The sequence below is a fragment of the Acinetobacter sp. AB03 genome (genome assembly GCF_058107045.1).
On record NZ_JBUEBA010000002.1, the window covers coordinates 735,822 to 753,279 of the forward strand.

Below are 17,458 nucleotides of genomic sequence, written 5' to 3' on the forward strand. Positions count from 1 at the left end.
TAATCAGCCCTTTATATTACATATTAATTTTAAGATTACAACACTTTACAGCGCTGCAATCTGCTCCATATTCGCTTTAATCTTCGCTAATTGGTCGGCAAATTCAGCCAATTTCACTTTTTCACCTTCAACGACAGCCGCAGGTGCTTTCGCTACAAAACCTTCATTAGAAAGTTTGCCTGCAATGACGTCATGCTGCTTTTGCACTTTGTCTAAGTCTTTCTGTAAACGACCTAATTCCGCTTTCGGGTCAATTAAACCTTTCATTGGAACGAATACAGACACGTGACCAACAACGCTTGATGAAGACAATGGTGGTTGCTCACCATCAGCCAAGAACGTAATGCTTTCAACTTTTGCCAACGCTTTCACTAATGGTTCAATGCGCGCAATCTGTGCTTTTTCTGCTTCAGTGGTATTTTGTAGAAGAACTGGTAATAAACGTGCATTACCTAAGCCCATTTCACCACGGATGTTACGTACTGCACCAATCAAACCTTGAAGCCATTGCATATCGGCTTCAGCCTGTTCGTTTACACGCTCAGGGTTGGCAACAGGGTATTGCGCCAGCATGATGGTTTCGCCAGAAATACCAAGTTTCGGTGCAAGTGTTTGCCAAATTTCTTCAGTCAAATACGGCATGATTGGGTGTGCAAGACGTAACGATGCTTCCATCACCGCAAGTAGTACACGACGAACTTCAGCTTTACGCTCAACTGATACATTTTCATCGTTCAGAACAGGTTTCGTCAGTTCGACATACCAGTCACAGTATTCATTCCAAATGAACTCGTAAATCGCTTGTGCAGCCAAGTCTAAACGATAAGTCGCGAAAGCTTGTTGTACCGAAGCTTCGGCTTTTTGCAGACGGCTTACGATCCACTGTTCAGGCAATTCCCAAAGGTCTTGACGAACTTCAGTGCCAATCACTTGTTCTTCACAGTTCATCATCACGAAACGGGTTGCGTTCCAGATTTTGTTGGCAAAGTTACGGTAGCCTTCAACACGCTTCATGTCGAACTTAATGTCACGACCGGTGTTGGCAAGTGCGCAGAATGTGAAACGAACTGCGTCCGTACCATAGGCTTGAATGCCTTCTGGGAACTCTTTACGGGTTGATTTTTCAATCTTCGCCGCTTGTTTCGGGTTCATTAGACCTGTAGTACGTTTTTGTACCAAAGTCTCAAGGTCAACACCGTCAATCAAGTCAAGAGGATCAAGTACGTTGCCCTTAGACTTCGACATTTTTTGACCTTCGCCATCACGGACTAAACCGTGAACATAGACCGTTTTAAACGGAACTTGTGGCGTACCATCTTCATTTTTCATGAAGTGCATCGTAAACATAATCATACGAGCAACCCAGAAGAAGATGATGTCAAAACCAGTCACCAATACATCCGTTGGGTGGAAGGTATTGAGGAAATAGTTTTCCACATCTTTCTTGGCATCGCCAGTCCAACCAAGAGTTGAGAAGGTCCACAGCGCAGAAGAGAACCATGTATCGAGTACGTCTTCGTCTTGGCTAAGCGTAACATCAGCAGGAATGTTATTTTTCGCACGGACTTCAGCTTCGTCACGACCGACATAGATGTTGCCTTCAGCATCGTACCAAGCAGGGATACGGTGACCCCACCAAAGTTGGCGAGAGATACACCAGTCTTGAATGTTGTTCATCCATGCCATGTACATGTTGCTGTACTGCTCAGGGACAAACTTGATGCGACCGTCTTGAACCGCTTCAATGGCAGGTTGCGCCAATGGTGCAATTTTCACATACCATTGATCGGTCAAAAGTGGCTCAACGATTACGCCTGAACGGTCACCACGAGGTGGTTTCAAGGTATATGGTTGGATTTGATCTAACCAACCTTCAGCATCAGCTTGTTCAACCAGTTTTTTACGCGCTTCAAAACGCTCTAAACCAATATAGTCCGCAGGGGCAGGGATGGTTTTAGAAATTTGCTCGCCCGCTTTCGCGATGTATTCAAACTCAGCCAACACTTCTGCATTTTTATTGAAGATATTGATAATTGGCAATTCACAACGCTTACCGACTTCATAGTCGTTAAAGTCGTGCGCAGGCGTAATTTTCACACAGCCTGTACCGAATTCTTTATCGACATATTCATCTTTAACGATTGGAACAGCACGACCTGTAATTGGCAGGATAATGTTCTGACCCACAAGGTGCGTATAGCGCTCATCATCTAGTGCCACAGCAACCGCAGTATCACCCAGTAATGTTTCAGGGCGTGTGGTTGCGACAACAATGTGGTCTTTACCATCATGGGTACGTAGGTTTTTATCTTCAAAGAAATATTTGAAGTGCCACAGTGAACCTGCTTCTTCTTTATCCGACTCAACTTCGAGGTCAGAAAGCGCAGTTTGCAGTTTTGGATCCCAGTTCACCAAACGTTTGCCACGGTAAATCAAACCGTCTTCGTGCAGTTTAACAAATACTTCTTTTACGGCATTCGATAAACCTTCATCCATCGTAAAGCGTTCACGTGACCAGTCTACTGAAGAACCTAAACGACGGATTTGACGGGTGATGGTGTCGCCTGATTGCTCTTTCCATTCCCAGATTTTTTCGATGAATTTTTCACGGCCGAGGTCATGACGGCTGACACCTTGAGCACCCAACTGACGCTCAACCACCATTTGCGTTGCAATACCCGCATGGTCTGTACCCGGTTGCCATAAGGTGTTTTTACCTGACATACGGTTGTAGCGTGTTAAGGCATCCATAATGGCATTGTTAAAACCATGACCCATGTGCAAGCTACCGGTGACGTTTGGTGGCGGAATCATGATACAAAATGACTCACCTTTTTCAGAGGGCTTGAAATAACCACGCTCTTCCCAAGTTTGGTACCATTTTTTCTCGATCTCGGTCGGATCGTAAGTTGTAGCGATATTTTGCGCTGAATCAGTCATAGTTCAAACAGTTCAAAAGTAGATAAAAAATTGCATCTATTGTAGCAAAGAAATCGCAAATGGGGGTATGTAAAGCAAATGCGTTGATCTAGCAATTGCGACATGATGCAGAGCGCTTTATGATGTGTCTAAACCTAGAGTGCGCTTTGTTCGCAGTAAAAATCAAAAAAAGGGGGGATCACTATGACTTATCAAATATCATTAAAATTAAAACCTGAAACTCACCAACGCTTTGCCCACATTCATCAACAGCTTAATGCCGGCGAAAGCCAAAGTCTTGCCAAACCTTTGGGTGAGGTTTTAGCGGATATTTCATGTGAAGTGATTGATCAAGTCTTTGGCGATCTTGCGCGCTTGTCTACCTCAGGTGATGGAGAGTCTGAGAAAATTATTCAGCATATTGTGGACACTATGCGTAAGTACATGCCGTGGTCCGTGTCTTTTTTTTCAAATGACCGTCTAATTCCAATGGTGAATTATCTAGAGCAAATGATGTATGACAACGAGAGCACACATTTTTTAAGCTACCCAGTCGAAAAAACCTTAGTCACCGAACTTTTGGGTTGTGCGGAACAGATGGAAAAGGGCAATAACAGTTATGTTGCTCCAGCTTTGAAGGTGTTTACGCAAATTGTCGACCAAGGGGTGACCAGTCTGGTCCGTGAACCCAAAAAAATGCTTAAATTTAATCTGGTGGTCGATAAAACACTAAATGGGGTGATTAACTTAACGACCCAGTTGGGCTATAAACGTTTTGATAAGTTAGGGCGTATCTATGATGCGCAGATGATGAGTCAATATTTCGATCATTTCCTGACTTTTTTAAATGATCAATCTGCAAATAAAACTTCGGTATGAGGCAATAAGGACATGGCACAGTTAAACAGTTTAGACGCTAAGGTGGTCTGGATCACGGGGGCATCTTCAGGGTTAGGTGAAGCACTGGCTAAAGAATGTGCTTTACAGGGTGCTGAGGTCGTACTCACGGCAAGACGTTTTGACGAACTCGAGAAAGTTCGTGTCGGACTGCTGAATCCAGATCAACACATTTCCATTTGTGCGGACATTACCGACGAAGCTCAAGTTCGCCATGCCTATGAGCAAGTGCTACAGAAAAAAGGTCGAATTGATTGGTTGATTAATAATGCGGGTTTAAGCCAGAGAGCCTTGATTGCTGACACCAGCATGCAGACTGAACGTGCAATTATGGAAGTGGATTATTTCTCACAAGTGTTTTTAACCAAAACTGTTCTACCGACTTTTTTAGCGCAAAAATCTGGCCGTATTGCTTTTGTTTCGAGTGTTGCGGGGTTGTTGGGGACGCAGTACCGTGCCAGCTATTCAGCAGCCAAGGCTGCCATTCATATGTGGGCAAATAGCCTGCGTGCCGAAGTGGCCAATGAGGGCGTAGATGTATCGGTGATTTTCCCGGGCTTTGTTAAAACCAATGTCTCGTTTAATGCTTTAAATGGCGAAGGTAAACCACAGGGTCATCAAGACGAAGCGATTGAAAATGGTTTAGAACCCGATATTTTTGCGCAAACGGTGGTGAGTGCATTGCTCAAAGGTGAAGAATACATCGTAGTCGGTGGTCGGAAGGAGAAAATGGGGGTTCTGGTGTCTCGTTTATCGCCTACAACGTTGTATAAAATGATTCGTAAGATGAAAGTGAAGTAAATTGAAAAAGGCAGGAGGAACGTCTCTTCCACCTGCCTTTTAGGATCATGATGTTCACATATCCCATCCCCCCATGTTTTGATAGGGGGGAACACCGCTGCACTACTTGCTGATTTTATTTAAATAATTTAAGAATAATTCCGCATTTTTCCCACGCACTTGCCAAGACATACAACGCACACCGCCGCCCATATGGCAGACATTAGAAGACTATACAGGAACAACAGTACGTTTGGTTACGCTACGAATTTGTTGTAACGCGACAGCATCTTCTTTAATCCCAAATTGCGGGAAGTAAATCCGTTCAGGCGTGACCAGCATGTTGGTGTATAAACCACATGCAGAACCAAATTTTTCATCGTAGATTTCGCTACCATCATAAGGGGTGATGATTTCACGAATTTTAACATTGGGAATGCCGCGCTTTAAATCGGCTTTAAGTTGCTTGGCATAGTCGGGATCTTCAGGGTAAGAGTTAATCACCAAGGTGTTTTGGTCGACAAAGCTGACCACACCATCGGCATGTTCCAAGCCCCCTTGTTCATCGGCTTCAATGAAGGCAATCTGCTTTGCACCTGTTAGAGCCATGAGTTTTTTACGGGCTTCGCTTTCGGTGAGCTTGTTATCCGCTAGAAATTTGGTGCTGAGGACGACATTGCCATAACCATCTTCCACCCAGTTTCCGCCATCATTCAATAGTTTGCTTTGCGTAAACTGTAAGCCAGCCTTTTGGCTGTAGTATTTAAACACGTCTTGTACTTCATCTGAAATGGCCTGACCTTTTTGTAGTGTAGGTGAAGTCCATTTTTATTATGTTTAGTGTAGAGAATTATGCTCTAGTGAGTAATCACCAACCGAATGTACGATAGAAGGTGAGCGAGCATGAGCTATTTTGAACGCTCATGCTATTTGAGTTTAGTGAATGGATAATTGGTCAATAGTGACTGTTTGAGGACTTTGAATGGCAGTCCCATAAGCAAAGACTTCAACCATACCGCCTTGCATGCCCATTTCTGTGGTCGCCAGTCGCATACAAGCAACATGCGTTGCGCCGTGCTTTTCTGCTTCAAATTTGAGTCGGACGATAGCTTCACGACGGGCACGATCGACGACACTTTCATAGCTGGTGAGTCTACCCCCAAAAAAGTTTTGCACGGTCGCCAATACATATTTGAAATAATCATGAGAAATCACAACATTGCTACTGATCATGTGCCCAGACTGTTCGAAGCTTACTTTGCGTAAATTACCCACGGTAATGTAGGCAAGACGCTTCTCATTCTGTTCAAGCTCCGCCAAATGTTTACGTTCATTGTAGCGACCAAAGCCAAAACCGACGCTAAAGAGCACCGCAAAGATCAGCAGTTGGAAAACTAAACTTTCCATTGCTTAGGCCTGTGTTGGAAATGGATCGGGGAGATGGTTGTCTAACGGTGTGACACGGACTGCAGTGCCATAAACAAATAACTCAGATGCACCTTGGGCAATATTTGAGGTTGAAAAACGAATACCTACAATGGCATTGGCACCTAAGCCTTGTGCTTTTGCAATCATACGATTCATGGCTTCTTGGCGTGATTCTTCTAAAAGCTCGGTATAGGCAGTGAGTTCACCACCGACAATATTTTTTAACCCTGCCAAAAAGTCGCGCCCGACATGTTTACTTCGAACCGTACTGCCATAGACCACATCCAGTTGTTGAGAAATGGTATGTCCAGGAACAGACTCAAGGTTACTTAAAAGCATAATGTTCAATATTCAAATGATTTGATTATCTTTGAAGATAGGAAAAAGCCCAGCAAAAAGCAATAAAAAAGCCCACCGAAGTGAGCTTTTGATGTTGCAAACCTTAGTTTGCTGTTTTGTTGTATTTCACATCTGAAGAAGAAGGCTGTTTCACCACTTGATCAGCAGTGTTGGCTTTAACGCCGCCACCGAGGGTTTTATACACTTCAACTTGGTTGTTTAAGTTTGCTTGTTCAAGCAATAACAACCCTTGTTCCGCCGAGTACGATGTACGCTGTGCATCAAGTACAGTCAGGTAGTTATCGATACCTGCACGGAAGCGGGCCGTTGAAAGCTTATAGGTGGTGTTGGTTGCATCTACCAGACGACGTTGCGCCGCCAAACGGTCACCAATATTTTCACGTACTGCCAAGGCATCATTCACTTCGCGGAAAGCGGTTTGAATGGTTTTTTCATAATCTGACAACGCAATTTTTTGGTCAGTTTCTGAAATCTTCACATTGGCACGACGTGTACCCCAGTCAAAGATTGGAATATCCAAGCTTGGGCCAAGTGACCAGACAAAGGCACCTGATTTAAACAAATCGCTTAAATCTGTCGATGCATAGCCGGCTGTACCCGTTAAACTGATAGTTGGGTACAACTGTGCTTTTGCCGCACCAATGTTGGCACCCGCAGCAGACAATTGATATTCCGCAGCGCGGACATCAGGACGGTTATTTAACAAGTCGCTTGGCAAGCCCGCTGTCAACGCCGTACTTTGGGTAATGCGTTTCACAGGTTGAGGAGACAATAAGTTTGCAGGAACAGGCTGACCCACCAACAGGTTGAGTAAGTTCTGTGCTTGTGCAAGTTGAGTCTTGTAGTTCGCAACGTCATTACGTGCGGTTTCAACCGAAATTTGCGCTTGACGTACAGGGACTTCGCTATCGATACCGACATCAAAACGTTTTTTGTTCAGATTGTATGATTCAAGCTGTGCTTTTAAGGTTTGGTCTGCCAGTTTTAAGTTGGCATTGGCAAACGAATAGCTCAGCCATGCTTGCGCAACCTGACCAATCAACGAAATTTGTGTTGCATCACGTGCACTTTGAGTTGCCAAATAGCTGTCTAAAGCATTGTCTTTTAAGCTACGAACACGACCCCAAAAGTCTAACTCATAAGCAGTGACACCAAGACCAACATTATAGGTTGTGACTGGCTTGGTCGTACTTAGCGTATCTTGACGAAGCACACTACCACTTGCCCCAATAGTGGGTAGTTGGTTGTTTTCAGTAATTTGATACGCTTGCTGAGCACGTTGAATATTTAAAGTCGCCGTACGGAGGTCACGGTTATTGGCTAATGCTAACTCGATGACTTGGACTAAACGCTGATCAGCAAAAAAGTCTTTATAGCCTTGTTCTGCAACAGATGGACCTGTCGTTGAACCAATATATCCTGTTGGGATATCCGCTTGAGCGACGGGTTCTGGACCACGCATGCTTTGACATGCAGTCAAAGCAAGCGCAAGTGCAGATACCGCAATGCTACGACCTGAAATAGACCATACTTTTTGCATCACGATGTTTGCTCCTGATTGTTTTGTTTCTTAGGTTTGTATTTGAAAATACTACGAATCCAAACAAAGAATACTGGAATGAAGAAAATACCCAACAGTGTAGAACTAATTACACCACCAAGGACACCAAAGCCTACCGAGTGTTGGCTACCTGCACCTGCACCTGTTGAAAGGGCAAGCGGAAGGACACCAAAACCGAAAGCAAGGGTGGTCATGATAATTGGGCGTAAACGCATTTTTGCAGCATGAAGGGTTGCATCAAACAAGTCTTCACCTTGTTCTTGCAACTCTTTTGCAAACTCTACGATCAAGATTGCATTTTTCGCAGAAAGACCAATCACGGCAACAATTGCGACTTGGAAGTAGATGTTAAATGACAGATTTGGATCGCCTTTGATGATCATACCTAACCACGTTAAAGTAAATGCACCAATAATACCAAGTGGTACAACCAGCAATACTGAAACAGGGATAGACCAACTTTCATACAATGCGGCAAGACATAAGAAGACGATAAGCATTGAAAGAACAAGCAGCGGAGCTGTTTGATTGCCCGAATCACGTTCTTCTAAAGATAAACCCGTCCATTCATAGTCGAAACCATCTAAGCCCATAGATGGTAACTTGCCAATGATTTCTTCCATCGCGAGCATTGCATCACCCGAACTAACGCCTGGTGCTGGAGTACCTTGGATGTTAGCCGAAGCAATACCGTTATAGCGCTCTAGACGAGGTGAACCATAAGTCCATTCACCCGATGCAAATGCAGAGAAAGGAACCATCGTACCTACGTTGTTACGTACATACCATTTGTTTAGGTCTTCCGGCATCATACGTGTATTTGAGTCGCCTTGAACATAAACTTTTTTCACACGACCACGGTCAACGAAGTCATTGATATAAGAACCGCCCCACGCCATGTTCATGGTTGAATTAATATCGGCAATACTTACACCCATTGCTCCTGCTTGCGCTTGATCAATGTTGATTTGATATTGAGGCGTATCTTCTTGACCATTTGGACGAACACCAGCAAGACGTTTGTCTTGTGCAGCCATGCCTAACACAGCATTACGTGCTGCAATCAGTTTATCGTGACCTTGACCACTCGCATCTTTTAACTGGATGTCAAAACCTGAAGAAACACCTAATTCTGGCATTGCAGGTAATTGCAATGGCATGATGTAAGAGGCGTCTTTCACAATCATATTCAATGCCATACCACGTTGGATGATGGCACCAATTTGCGACTCAGGTGTCGTACGCTCACTCCAGTCCTTCAATTTGATAAATGCAAGACCAGCATTTTGGCCAACCCCTGTGAATGAGAAACCAGAAACAGTAAAGATCGACTCTACATTTTCTTTTTCCTTGTTCAAGAAGTAATCAGTCATAGTTGTGATGACTTTATCCGTTCGTTCAAGGCTCGCACTTGGTGGAAGCTGAACTAAAGTCATGACGACGCCTTGGTCTTCATCTGGTAAGAATGAAGAAGGTAAGGCTTTATACAGACCGAATAAACCTGCAAGCACCAGTAGATAAACCACACCAGAGAATATTTTATGGTGCGTCATGCGGTTGACACCGCCTTGGTATTTCACGGCAACTTTTTCAAAGCTACTGTTAAACCAACGGAAGAATCGCGCAAAAATATTATTACTTTCTGGCTTGTTTGCATCATGTTGTTTTAACAAGGTTGCACACAGGGCAGGGGTGAAGGTTAATGCCACGATCAGTGACAAAATCATTGCGGTAACAAGCGTAATCGAGAACTGACGGTAAATAACACCTGTTGTCCCCGCAAAGAATGCCATCGGTACGAATACTGCGGTTAACACGCTCGTAATACCGACCAAGGCACCAGAAATCTGTTTCATGGACTTTTCAGTTGCCGCTACAGGGTCAAGATGTTCTTCGACCATGACACGTTCTACGTTTTCCACCACGACAATTGCGTCATCAACCAATAAACCAATCGCTAAGACCATCGCAAACATGGTGAGCGTGTTGATTGAGAAACCGAAGATGTTAATGACAGCAAATGTGCCCAATACAACCACTGGAACAGCCAATGTTGGAATAATTGTGGCACGCCAATTCTGTAAGAACAGGAACATCACAATAAAGACCAAAATGATCGCTTCAATTAAGGTTTTAACAACACTCTTAATCGAAAGTTCAATAAACGGTGTGGTGTCATAAGCCAGTTGATCTTTTAAACCATTTGGGTAGTTTTTACGAAGTTCACTGAGGCGCTTTTCTACAGCCGCTGCTGTATCTAGTGCATTTGCACCAGTTGCCAGTTTAATCGCAACACCGCCAGCAGCCTTACCATTAAATTTAGAGTCGAACTGATAGTTATCTGACCCGAGTTCAACACGCGCAACATCACTCAAACGGACTTGAGCACCAGAAGATGTATTTTTTAGAAATATATTCTTAAATTGTTCAGGTGTTTGCAACATACTTTGCGCATTGACAGTCGCATTCAGCACTTGACCTTGTACAGAAGGTGCACCGCCTAACTGACCTACAGCCACTTGAGCGTTTTGAGCACGAATTGCAGCAGCAATGTCACTTGGTGTCACTTGCAAACTGTTCATTTTCGCTGGATCTAGCCAAATACGCATCGCATATTGACCACCAAAGACTTGAAGTTCACCAACACCTGCAACACGGCTCAGCGGTTCAGAGATGTTTGAGTTTACATAGTCATTAATGTCCGCCCCAGAAAGACTTCCATCTGGAGAGTAAAATGCAAGTACTTGCATAAAACTTGCGCCAGACTTGGTGACTTTTACACCTTGACGTTGTACATCTTCAGGTAAAAGTGCCGTTGCCGATTGTAGTTTGTTCTGTACTTGAACTTGAGCAATATCAGGATCGATGCCTTGTTCAAAGTTTAAGTTAATAGATGCTTGACCGTTACCCGCACTGTTTGAAGAGATATAACGTAGACCATCCAGACCATTCATTTGTTGTTCAATGATCTGAGTGACTGTGTTTTCAACAGTCTGTGCAGAAGCACCTGGATAAGTTGCAGCAATTGTCACCACTGGTGGTGCAATTGTTGGATATTGAGCAACAGGCATTGTAGTTAGCGAAAGAACCCCCGCCAACATAACCACCAGTGCAATCACCCAAGCAAAAATAGGGCGATGAATGAAAAATTGAGCCATATTCGTCTACCCCTTATGTATTTGAAGTAGCTTTTTGTTCAGTTTTTGCACCAGCTTCTGTCTTTTTAGCATCCGTTGTTGGAGCTTGAGGTGCTGCTGCTTTAGGTTGATACGGTTTCGCAACAACTTTCTGTTCAGCTTTAACTTTTGCTATTCCGTCAACAATAACTTTTTCACCTGTTTTAAGGCCTTCAGTCACAATCCAGTCTTGGCCTTGAATACCAACTGTGGTGATTTGACGAGGCTCTACTACGCCTTTGTCATTCACAATCATTGCCATCGCTTGACCTGTTGGTGTGCGAGTCACTGCAATTTGCGGCACTAACATCGCATTCGGGATTACGCCTTGAACGATTTGTGCATTGGCAAACATACCTGGAAGCAGCAAGTGATTCGGGTTCGGGAACACCGCACGAATCGTCACAGTCCCTGTATCTGGATTGACACTGGCATCAGAGAACGCTAAGCGGCCTTCGATTGGATAGTCACTGCCATCTTCAAGTTTCAGCTTCACACGCGTGTTGTTACTGCTGTCTAAGCTACCTTTACTCAATTGTTGACGTAAACGAAGAAGTTCAGAGCTTGATTGGTTGATATCAACATAGATCGGGTCTAAACGTTGAATCGTCACCAATGGCTCTGTTTGGTTTGCAGTCACCAAAGCACCAGCAGTAACTGTAGAGCGGTTGGTTTGACCTGAAATTGGAGAGCGGATGGTTGAGTAACCTAAGTCCACTTCAGCATTTTTAACTTGAGCACGTGCTGCTGCCACTTGTGCTTCAGCGACATTTACTTGACCCACTAAGTCGTCATAGTCTTGCTTCGCAACAGCGTTGCTTGAAACCAGTTGCTGATAACGATTCAATTTGGTTCTGAGTGTGCTTAAATTCGCTTCTTGTTGTAATAATGCTGCTTTGGCATTATCAAATGTTGCGCGGTTAGTACGAGAGTCAAGTTCATAAAGTGCCTGGCCTTCACGTACATAACTGCCTTCCGCAAACAAACGTTTTAGAATGATTCCACTCGTTTGTGGGCGAACTTCAGAGATTTCAAATGCCGTGGTTCTGCCAGATAACTCTACAGATTGTTCTACATTTTGCGGTTGTGCAACAATGACACCGACTTCAGTAGGTGGCATTTGTTGAGAAGCGCCAGCTTGCTGCGCATCCTTTGGATCTTTGCTACAACCAACAAGTGCAATACTCGTTGCTAATGCGCAAGCGGTAAGGGCTGGGGCCCAAAGCTTTGCCGATATCATTGTTCCACCTCGATTAGATTCTTATCTAAAAATAATGTGTATTTAATTGGGTATATCTGCCACACAAGATGTAAAGCAGTGAAATCCAGATAATACTAATGCTCCAACCTGCGAGAACGTCGGATGGGAAGTGTACTCCAAGATAGACTCTTGAAATTCCCATCATCAGCATCCATAAAATAGCAATGCATACAACATAACGATGTGCAGGAAATGGTCGACTTAAGAAAATGGCAAGACACGCCAAAGTGGCAGCATACATACTGTGCGCACTCGGAAAGGAAGCACCATAGCTCGTCACTAGGTGAAACATTTCTGGTGGGCGTGGTCTTGAAATTAGAAATTTAAGTAGCCAAGCAGAAGCAATACTTCCAACAACGCCTAAACCAATAAAAACAACATCTCTATACTTTTTATACCATGCACGATGGAAACACCATAGAGTGGTTAGAAATAATACAAACGGCATGCCACCGAGTGCCGATAAAAGTATTGCAAGTTTATCTATAGGCTCAGTTCTTAATGTGCTGAAACATTCGACCATCGCCAGATCTAAAGCGGTGAGTGGTTGAATGCTTAGAGCTAATACACTGATTATAAATAAAATAATACCGATAAAAAGCAACAAGTAAGGCATGCTGGAACTCGTGTCATTTCAACCGATTTAAGCGCGGTTATTTACTGGGTTAAAGTGTACTCATCAGTACACTTTAATTCAAGTGTTGATTAATCATGTATAAAATTTTGTTTACAGTGTAACAAGAGCTCAAAATGGGTACAAAATCATTTTGTATGGTGTTTTGTATTGTTCGAACTTTCATCAACTTCAAGAGGTACTTTGGGTGGCCAAAAGAAGTCACTTGGTCGCGTTAGAAAATGGGTTAAAACCAATTTTGCTAACGGTTTCCACTGTTCAAAACGGACCCGACGTGCACGTAAAGCCACAATAATCGTGAGAGTAAAACTAACAAATAAGTTCGTCAGACCAATAGCGAGTACTCCGAGGAAAGATACAATAATCAAGCCAATCTCAGGACTACCATTAATATTCATCAGGCCTTGAATGAAGTTTGCTGAAGCAAAGGCAATATGGCGAATATCTAGGGGTAAACCCAAAATATAACCAATGGTTCCCATACTTCCTAACATAATCCCGAACAGAAAATTACCCGCCAACGCACCTAAGTTACGTTCTATATAACCTGCAAATTTATCGAGCCGTTCTTGTCCCATGATGGTTTTGAGACGAGGGTGTGCTTTTAAACGAGGGCCAACTTTGCGATAAACCGCCATATTGTCAAAATAACCCGCCAAAAGTCCCGATAAAAACAAACAGACACCCGCAATCGCGGCGTGCGGAATGGCCAAAGAGGTAAAAGGGTTTAAGTCATGTAAGACTTTCGCCGCTTTTGCATGATTGAGTAGCGGTTCATGCATGCCAGTTGCCCATGCCCATGTAATAAAGGCGGCAACAGGGATGGCAATTGAGATATTGCCCAAAATAGCAATAAATTGGGTGCGAATAATATTAATAATCAGCGCTGCTAATTCAGCAATTTGCGCTGTTTTTGAACCTTTGCGCTGTTGTACAGTTGCCGCGAGTGCCGCCGCTGTCATTGCTGGTTGCTTTGTTGCCACGGTAAAGTGCAAGACATGAATCAGCATAAACCCCAATGAGTAGTTCATGCTGTAAACAAAGGCTTGCATGAGCGGCGCCATGATCATCCGTGCTGACAAGATTTTCAGGGTGGCCATGGTTGCAATGATGACACCTGCACCCGCTGCGGACTTATACATGGCTAAAAAGCCTTGTTTGTCTGTACTTACATAGTGTTCGCCCGTTTTACTGGCATTTTCAGTCACCTGTAAAGCAATCAATTCACTATTGGTCGTCAGTAAAGAGCGCACACTCCGTTCACTATAAATCGCAGCGGTAATGTCGACCAAGAGCAGACTCACCGCTTCATAGTGTGCTTCGCCTTCTTCTACAATTAAATTGAGCAACAGTTCGACGCGGTCTAAGCATTGCTCAAGTAAGGAAATCAGATAAGTTAAACTGACACTGACCCCAATACGTTTGGTCGCACGACGAATTTTCAATACCACATCACGACACTGCTCAATCATGACCAGTGCTTGAGAGGCGTCGGGTGGGGCAACCACACTCGAGGTTTCAGCTTCTTGATGTGCCTTTTTATACTGTTGAATGAACTCGATAATTTCGCGGTTCTGCACTAAAAAAGGCGATTCATATTCGGTCAGCTCAGGATGCGCATTAATAAACTCCGGATATAAACCAATACCACTAATCCGATAAGACAGCACCGTAATGGCTTTAATCACTTCACTGCGAATTTTGACTTTTTCTTTTTGATTGGCATGCCCGTGATTGAGCAGGTTCAGCAGTTGTAGCCAGTCACTGTCTCGGATGTTATCGAGCCAATATTTATCACTTCGGTTGGGAAAAACGCGACGGACTAAATCTTGCAGTTGAGTTTCGTCATTAATCAGCGGGAGAAAATGTGCCCCTAAACGCTGTGACAATTGGTTCCAAAACCCATCTAAAGACAAGATACCTGTATCGGCATAAAGACTGGTTTGTTTATATTGGGAAATAAGCCGCAGCACAAAGCTTTGTAAGGTCGATGCGGCATCGGGAGTGATAAGTAATGCTTGAATGAGCGCTTGAAATTTTTGATGGATTTCATCGGTTTGATGCGAATCCGTTGGACGAATACGCTCCACCAACTCAATTAAAAGTTGATCATTTAAAACAGCTTGAGGTTGCTCAAGCTGTTGCTGCATTTGAGAGAAAAGATCATTAAATTTTATATGCATAGGCAAGTTAAAAACATTTTAAAGCATCATTTGTTATTGAATTCGATGTAAAGCCAGTTGGGTTAAATTGACCAGTGCTTGACGATATTGGCTGTCAGGTAAAGCCTGTAATGCTTGAAGTGCGGCTTCGGTTTCTTCATGCGCCCGTTGTCGACAGTAATCTAGTGCGCCAGAACTGTTTACGATAGCAATGACTTGATCAAGATCTGCCGTTCCACCTGTCGCAATACTTCGACGAACAATGTCATGTTCTTCACCCGTTGTATTTTTCAATGCTGAGATTAACGGCAAAGTCGGTTTGCCTTCCATTAAATCATCGCCAATATTTTTACCTAATGTTTCAGCGTCTGAGGTGTAATCCAAAATATCATCAATGATTTGAAAGGCATTGCCAAAGTGGCCTGCAAATAAGCGTAGTGGTTCACGGTACTGCGGTGTCCCAGAAAGAATGGCAGCCCCTTCAGTTGCCAGTTCAAATAAACGTGAGGTTTTACCGTGAATAATATCTAAATAAGTTTGTTCTGTGGTTTCAGGTTGGTGCTGTGCTTGAAGTTGTAGCACTTCACCTTCGGCAATTTCACAAGTCCCTGTAGAAAAATCTTTGAGTAAGGTCATATCACCGAGATCGACCAATAAATCAAAGGCACGTGAAATTAGAAAGTCACCCACCAGTACAGCGGTCTGATTGTTCCAAGTCGCGTTGGCCGTTGGGCGACCACGACGTAAGCCAGATTCATCGACCACATCATCATGGACTAAAGTTGCGGTATGCAGCATTTCAATGATTGCAGCAAGTTTACGTTGGCGTTCAAGGTCTTCTGCACCACAGGCTTTGGCGGCCAATAAACACATAATGGGACGCATGCGTTTACCACCTGCTTCAACCACATGTTTACTCACCGCCATGACCAATGCCACTTTAGAGGTAATGCCTTCATTAATAAATGTGTCCATCGTGGCAAAGTCTTGAGCTACAGGGGCGAGAATATCTTGCTTAAAGTCGATGGTCATTTGAAGAGCGGCCTCATCTATATAAAGTGATAAAAATCAGCATTACCAGTATTGTGTAAATAGGGATACCTGTCTAAATGATTCATTTCAATCTTAAATAAGACTCGCTAGTGTGCGAGGCTGTATTTTACGAAAGACAGTTCCTTATTTCCCCAATGTATAAGCGTACTGCATTTGTAGGCTTATTTACATTTTTAAAATCAATTCATCCATACTATAGCGGATTGATTTTAAAAATCTATTTCATTGTAAGCAAAGTCAAGCCAGAGTTGAACTGTAATTTGTTGATTGAGTTTTTCTCGATTATTAAATAATCGTTAATTTAGTCTAATAAGTTCGGCAAATCTCTTGTTGTTTGAGTCAATATCACTTAAAATCCTTGCCCTTGATTAACCCCAGTGGCGTTCGTATTAAGATCGATATCTTCCTTTATCGGCACGACGACACGGGCATGTTTGGAGTACATTATGTACGCAGTAATCCAAAGCGGTGGTAAACAGCACCGTGTTGTAGAGGGTGAAACCCTTAAAGTTGAATTGTTGAAAGCTGAAACTGGCGCAACTATTACGTTTGATGACGTATTAATGCTAGTAAATGGCGACAGCATTCAAATCGGTGCTCCAGTTGTTGCTGGTGCTACTGTAACTGCTGAAGTAGTTAGCCATGGTCGTCACGACAAAATCCGTATTGTAAAAATGCGTCGTCGTAAACACTACCGTAAACAACAAGGTCACCGTCAATGGTTCACTGAGTTGAAAATTACAGCTATTTCAGGCTAATCACGAGGAGTAATGAGACATGGCAACTAAAAAAGCCGGTGGTTCGACTAAGAACGGTCGTGATTCGAACCCTAAAATGCTTGGTGTTAAAATTTACGGTGGTCAATCTGTGACTGCTGGTAACATCATCGTTCGTCAACGTGGTACAGAATTCCACGCAGGTCAAAACGTTGGTATGGGCCGTGACCATACTTTGTTTGCAACCGCTGACGGCGTAGTAAAATTCGAAGTGAAAGGTCAGTTTGGCCGTCGCTACGTAACTGTTGAAGCGTAAGTTTTAATAGTAAAAAAACCCACAGTTTTGTGGGTTTTTTTTCGTCTATTCATATGGTTAGCTTATTTTTCTTGTATTTTTAAATTTTGAAATAAAGCACTAAATACCAGTAAGTGGTGATATACGTCACAAAAAAAAGGAGCGTAATAATAGTGTAAAAGTAAAAGAAAGGCAGACGGATATGAATAAAATAGA

Annotated in this window: 13 protein-coding genes and 1 pseudogene; 4 read left to right on the top strand and 10 right to left on the bottom strand. The window is 43.3% G+C overall.

What is annotated here, in order from left to right; genetic code table 11:
- Window positions 1–45: 45 nt before the first annotated feature.
- A complete protein-coding gene (locus ACY3FQ_RS03890) occupies window positions 46–2,940 on the bottom strand; it encodes a valine--tRNA ligase (RefSeq protein WP_151835889.1) in 2,895 nt (964 codons plus the stop codon).
- A 183-nt stretch (window positions 2,941–3,123) separates the two neighbouring features.
- On the opposite strand from ACY3FQ_RS03890, the gene ACY3FQ_RS03895 reads away from it, so the two are divergent.
- Window positions 3,124–3,798 carry a hypothetical protein gene (locus ACY3FQ_RS03895; protein WP_183173053.1) on the top strand — a complete coding sequence of 225 codons (675 nt, stop codon included), beginning with the start codon at window positions 3,124–3,126 and terminating at the stop codon, window positions 3,796–3,798.
- A 12-nt stretch (window positions 3,799–3,810) separates the two neighbouring features.
- Window positions 3,811–4,617: an SDR family NAD(P)-dependent oxidoreductase gene (locus ACY3FQ_RS03900; protein WP_078389117.1), complete on the top strand. Its 807-nt coding sequence runs from the start codon at window positions 3,811–3,813 to the stop codon at window positions 4,615–4,617.
- A 102-nt stretch (window positions 4,618–4,719) separates the two neighbouring features.
- On the opposite strand, the pseudogene ACY3FQ_RS03905 reads toward ACY3FQ_RS03900, so the two are convergent.
- From ACY3FQ_RS03905 to sdsA, 9 genes and pseudogenes are all read right to left on the bottom strand, one after another.
- Window positions 4,720–5,403 (bottom strand): annotated as a pseudogene (locus ACY3FQ_RS03905) (agmatine deiminase family protein); the annotation flags it as partial.
- Window positions 5,404–5,532: 129 nt separating this feature from the next.
- On the bottom strand, window positions 5,533–6,003 hold the full coding sequence (locus ACY3FQ_RS03910; protein ID WP_183173052.1) for a YbjQ family protein: 471 nt from the start codon (window positions 6,001–6,003) through the stop codon (window positions 5,533–5,535).
- Between the two features lie 3 nt (window positions 6,004–6,006).
- The gene (locus ACY3FQ_RS03915; protein WP_010327337.1) at window positions 6,007–6,363 is read right to left on the bottom strand and encodes a YbjQ family protein; all 357 of its coding nucleotides are present in this window, start codon (window positions 6,361–6,363) and stop codon (window positions 6,007–6,009) included.
- Window positions 6,364–6,466: 103 nt separating this feature from the next.
- Window positions 6,467–7,924, bottom strand: coding sequence for a multidrug efflux RND transporter AdeIJK outer membrane channel subunit AdeK (gene adeK, locus ACY3FQ_RS03920; RefSeq protein ID WP_110974397.1), 1,458 nt, complete (start codon window positions 7,922–7,924; stop codon window positions 6,467–6,469).
- Window positions 7,924–11,103, bottom strand: a complete 3,180-nt coding sequence (locus ACY3FQ_RS03925) for an efflux RND transporter permease subunit (protein ID WP_094148965.1) — start codon at window positions 11,101–11,103, stop codon at window positions 7,924–7,926. Before ACY3FQ_RS03925 ends, adeK begins: the two co-directional genes overlap by 1 nt.
- Before the next feature lie 13 nt (window positions 11,104–11,116).
- Window positions 11,117–12,361: an efflux RND transporter periplasmic adaptor subunit gene (locus ACY3FQ_RS03930; protein ID WP_005400363.1), complete on the bottom strand. Its 1,245-nt coding sequence runs from the start codon at window positions 12,359–12,361 to the stop codon at window positions 11,117–11,119.
- Window positions 12,362–12,386: 25 nt separating this feature from the next.
- Complete coding sequence (locus ACY3FQ_RS03935; RefSeq protein ID WP_005400364.1) at window positions 12,387–12,998, bottom strand: phosphatase PAP2 family protein; 612 nt, start codon at window positions 12,996–12,998, stop codon at window positions 12,387–12,389.
- 146 nt (window positions 12,999–13,144) lie between these two features.
- Window positions 13,145–15,199, bottom strand: coding sequence for a site-specific recombinase (locus ACY3FQ_RS03940; RefSeq protein WP_279677660.1), 2,055 nt, complete (start codon window positions 15,197–15,199; stop codon window positions 13,145–13,147).
- 33 nt (window positions 15,200–15,232) lie between these two features.
- Window positions 15,233–16,210 (bottom strand): All-trans-nonaprenyl-diphosphate synthase, encoded by a 978-nt coding sequence (sdsA, locus tag ACY3FQ_RS03945; RefSeq protein ID WP_004982856.1) that lies wholly within the window; start codon window positions 16,208–16,210, stop codon window positions 15,233–15,235.
- Between the two features lie 467 nt (window positions 16,211–16,677).
- Between sdsA and rplU the strand changes: the two genes are divergently transcribed.
- Together rplU and rpmA are read left to right on the top strand one after the other, a co-directional pair.
- Window positions 16,678–16,989, top strand: a complete 312-nt coding sequence (gene rplU, locus ACY3FQ_RS03950; RefSeq protein ID WP_004695441.1) for a 50S ribosomal protein L21 — start codon at window positions 16,678–16,680, stop codon at window positions 16,987–16,989.
- A 19-nt stretch (window positions 16,990–17,008) separates the two neighbouring features.
- Complete coding sequence (rpmA, locus tag ACY3FQ_RS03955; RefSeq protein ID WP_004695443.1) at window positions 17,009–17,263, top strand: 50S ribosomal protein L27; 255 nt, start codon at window positions 17,009–17,011, stop codon at window positions 17,261–17,263.
- Window positions 17,264–17,458 lie beyond the last annotated feature (195 nt).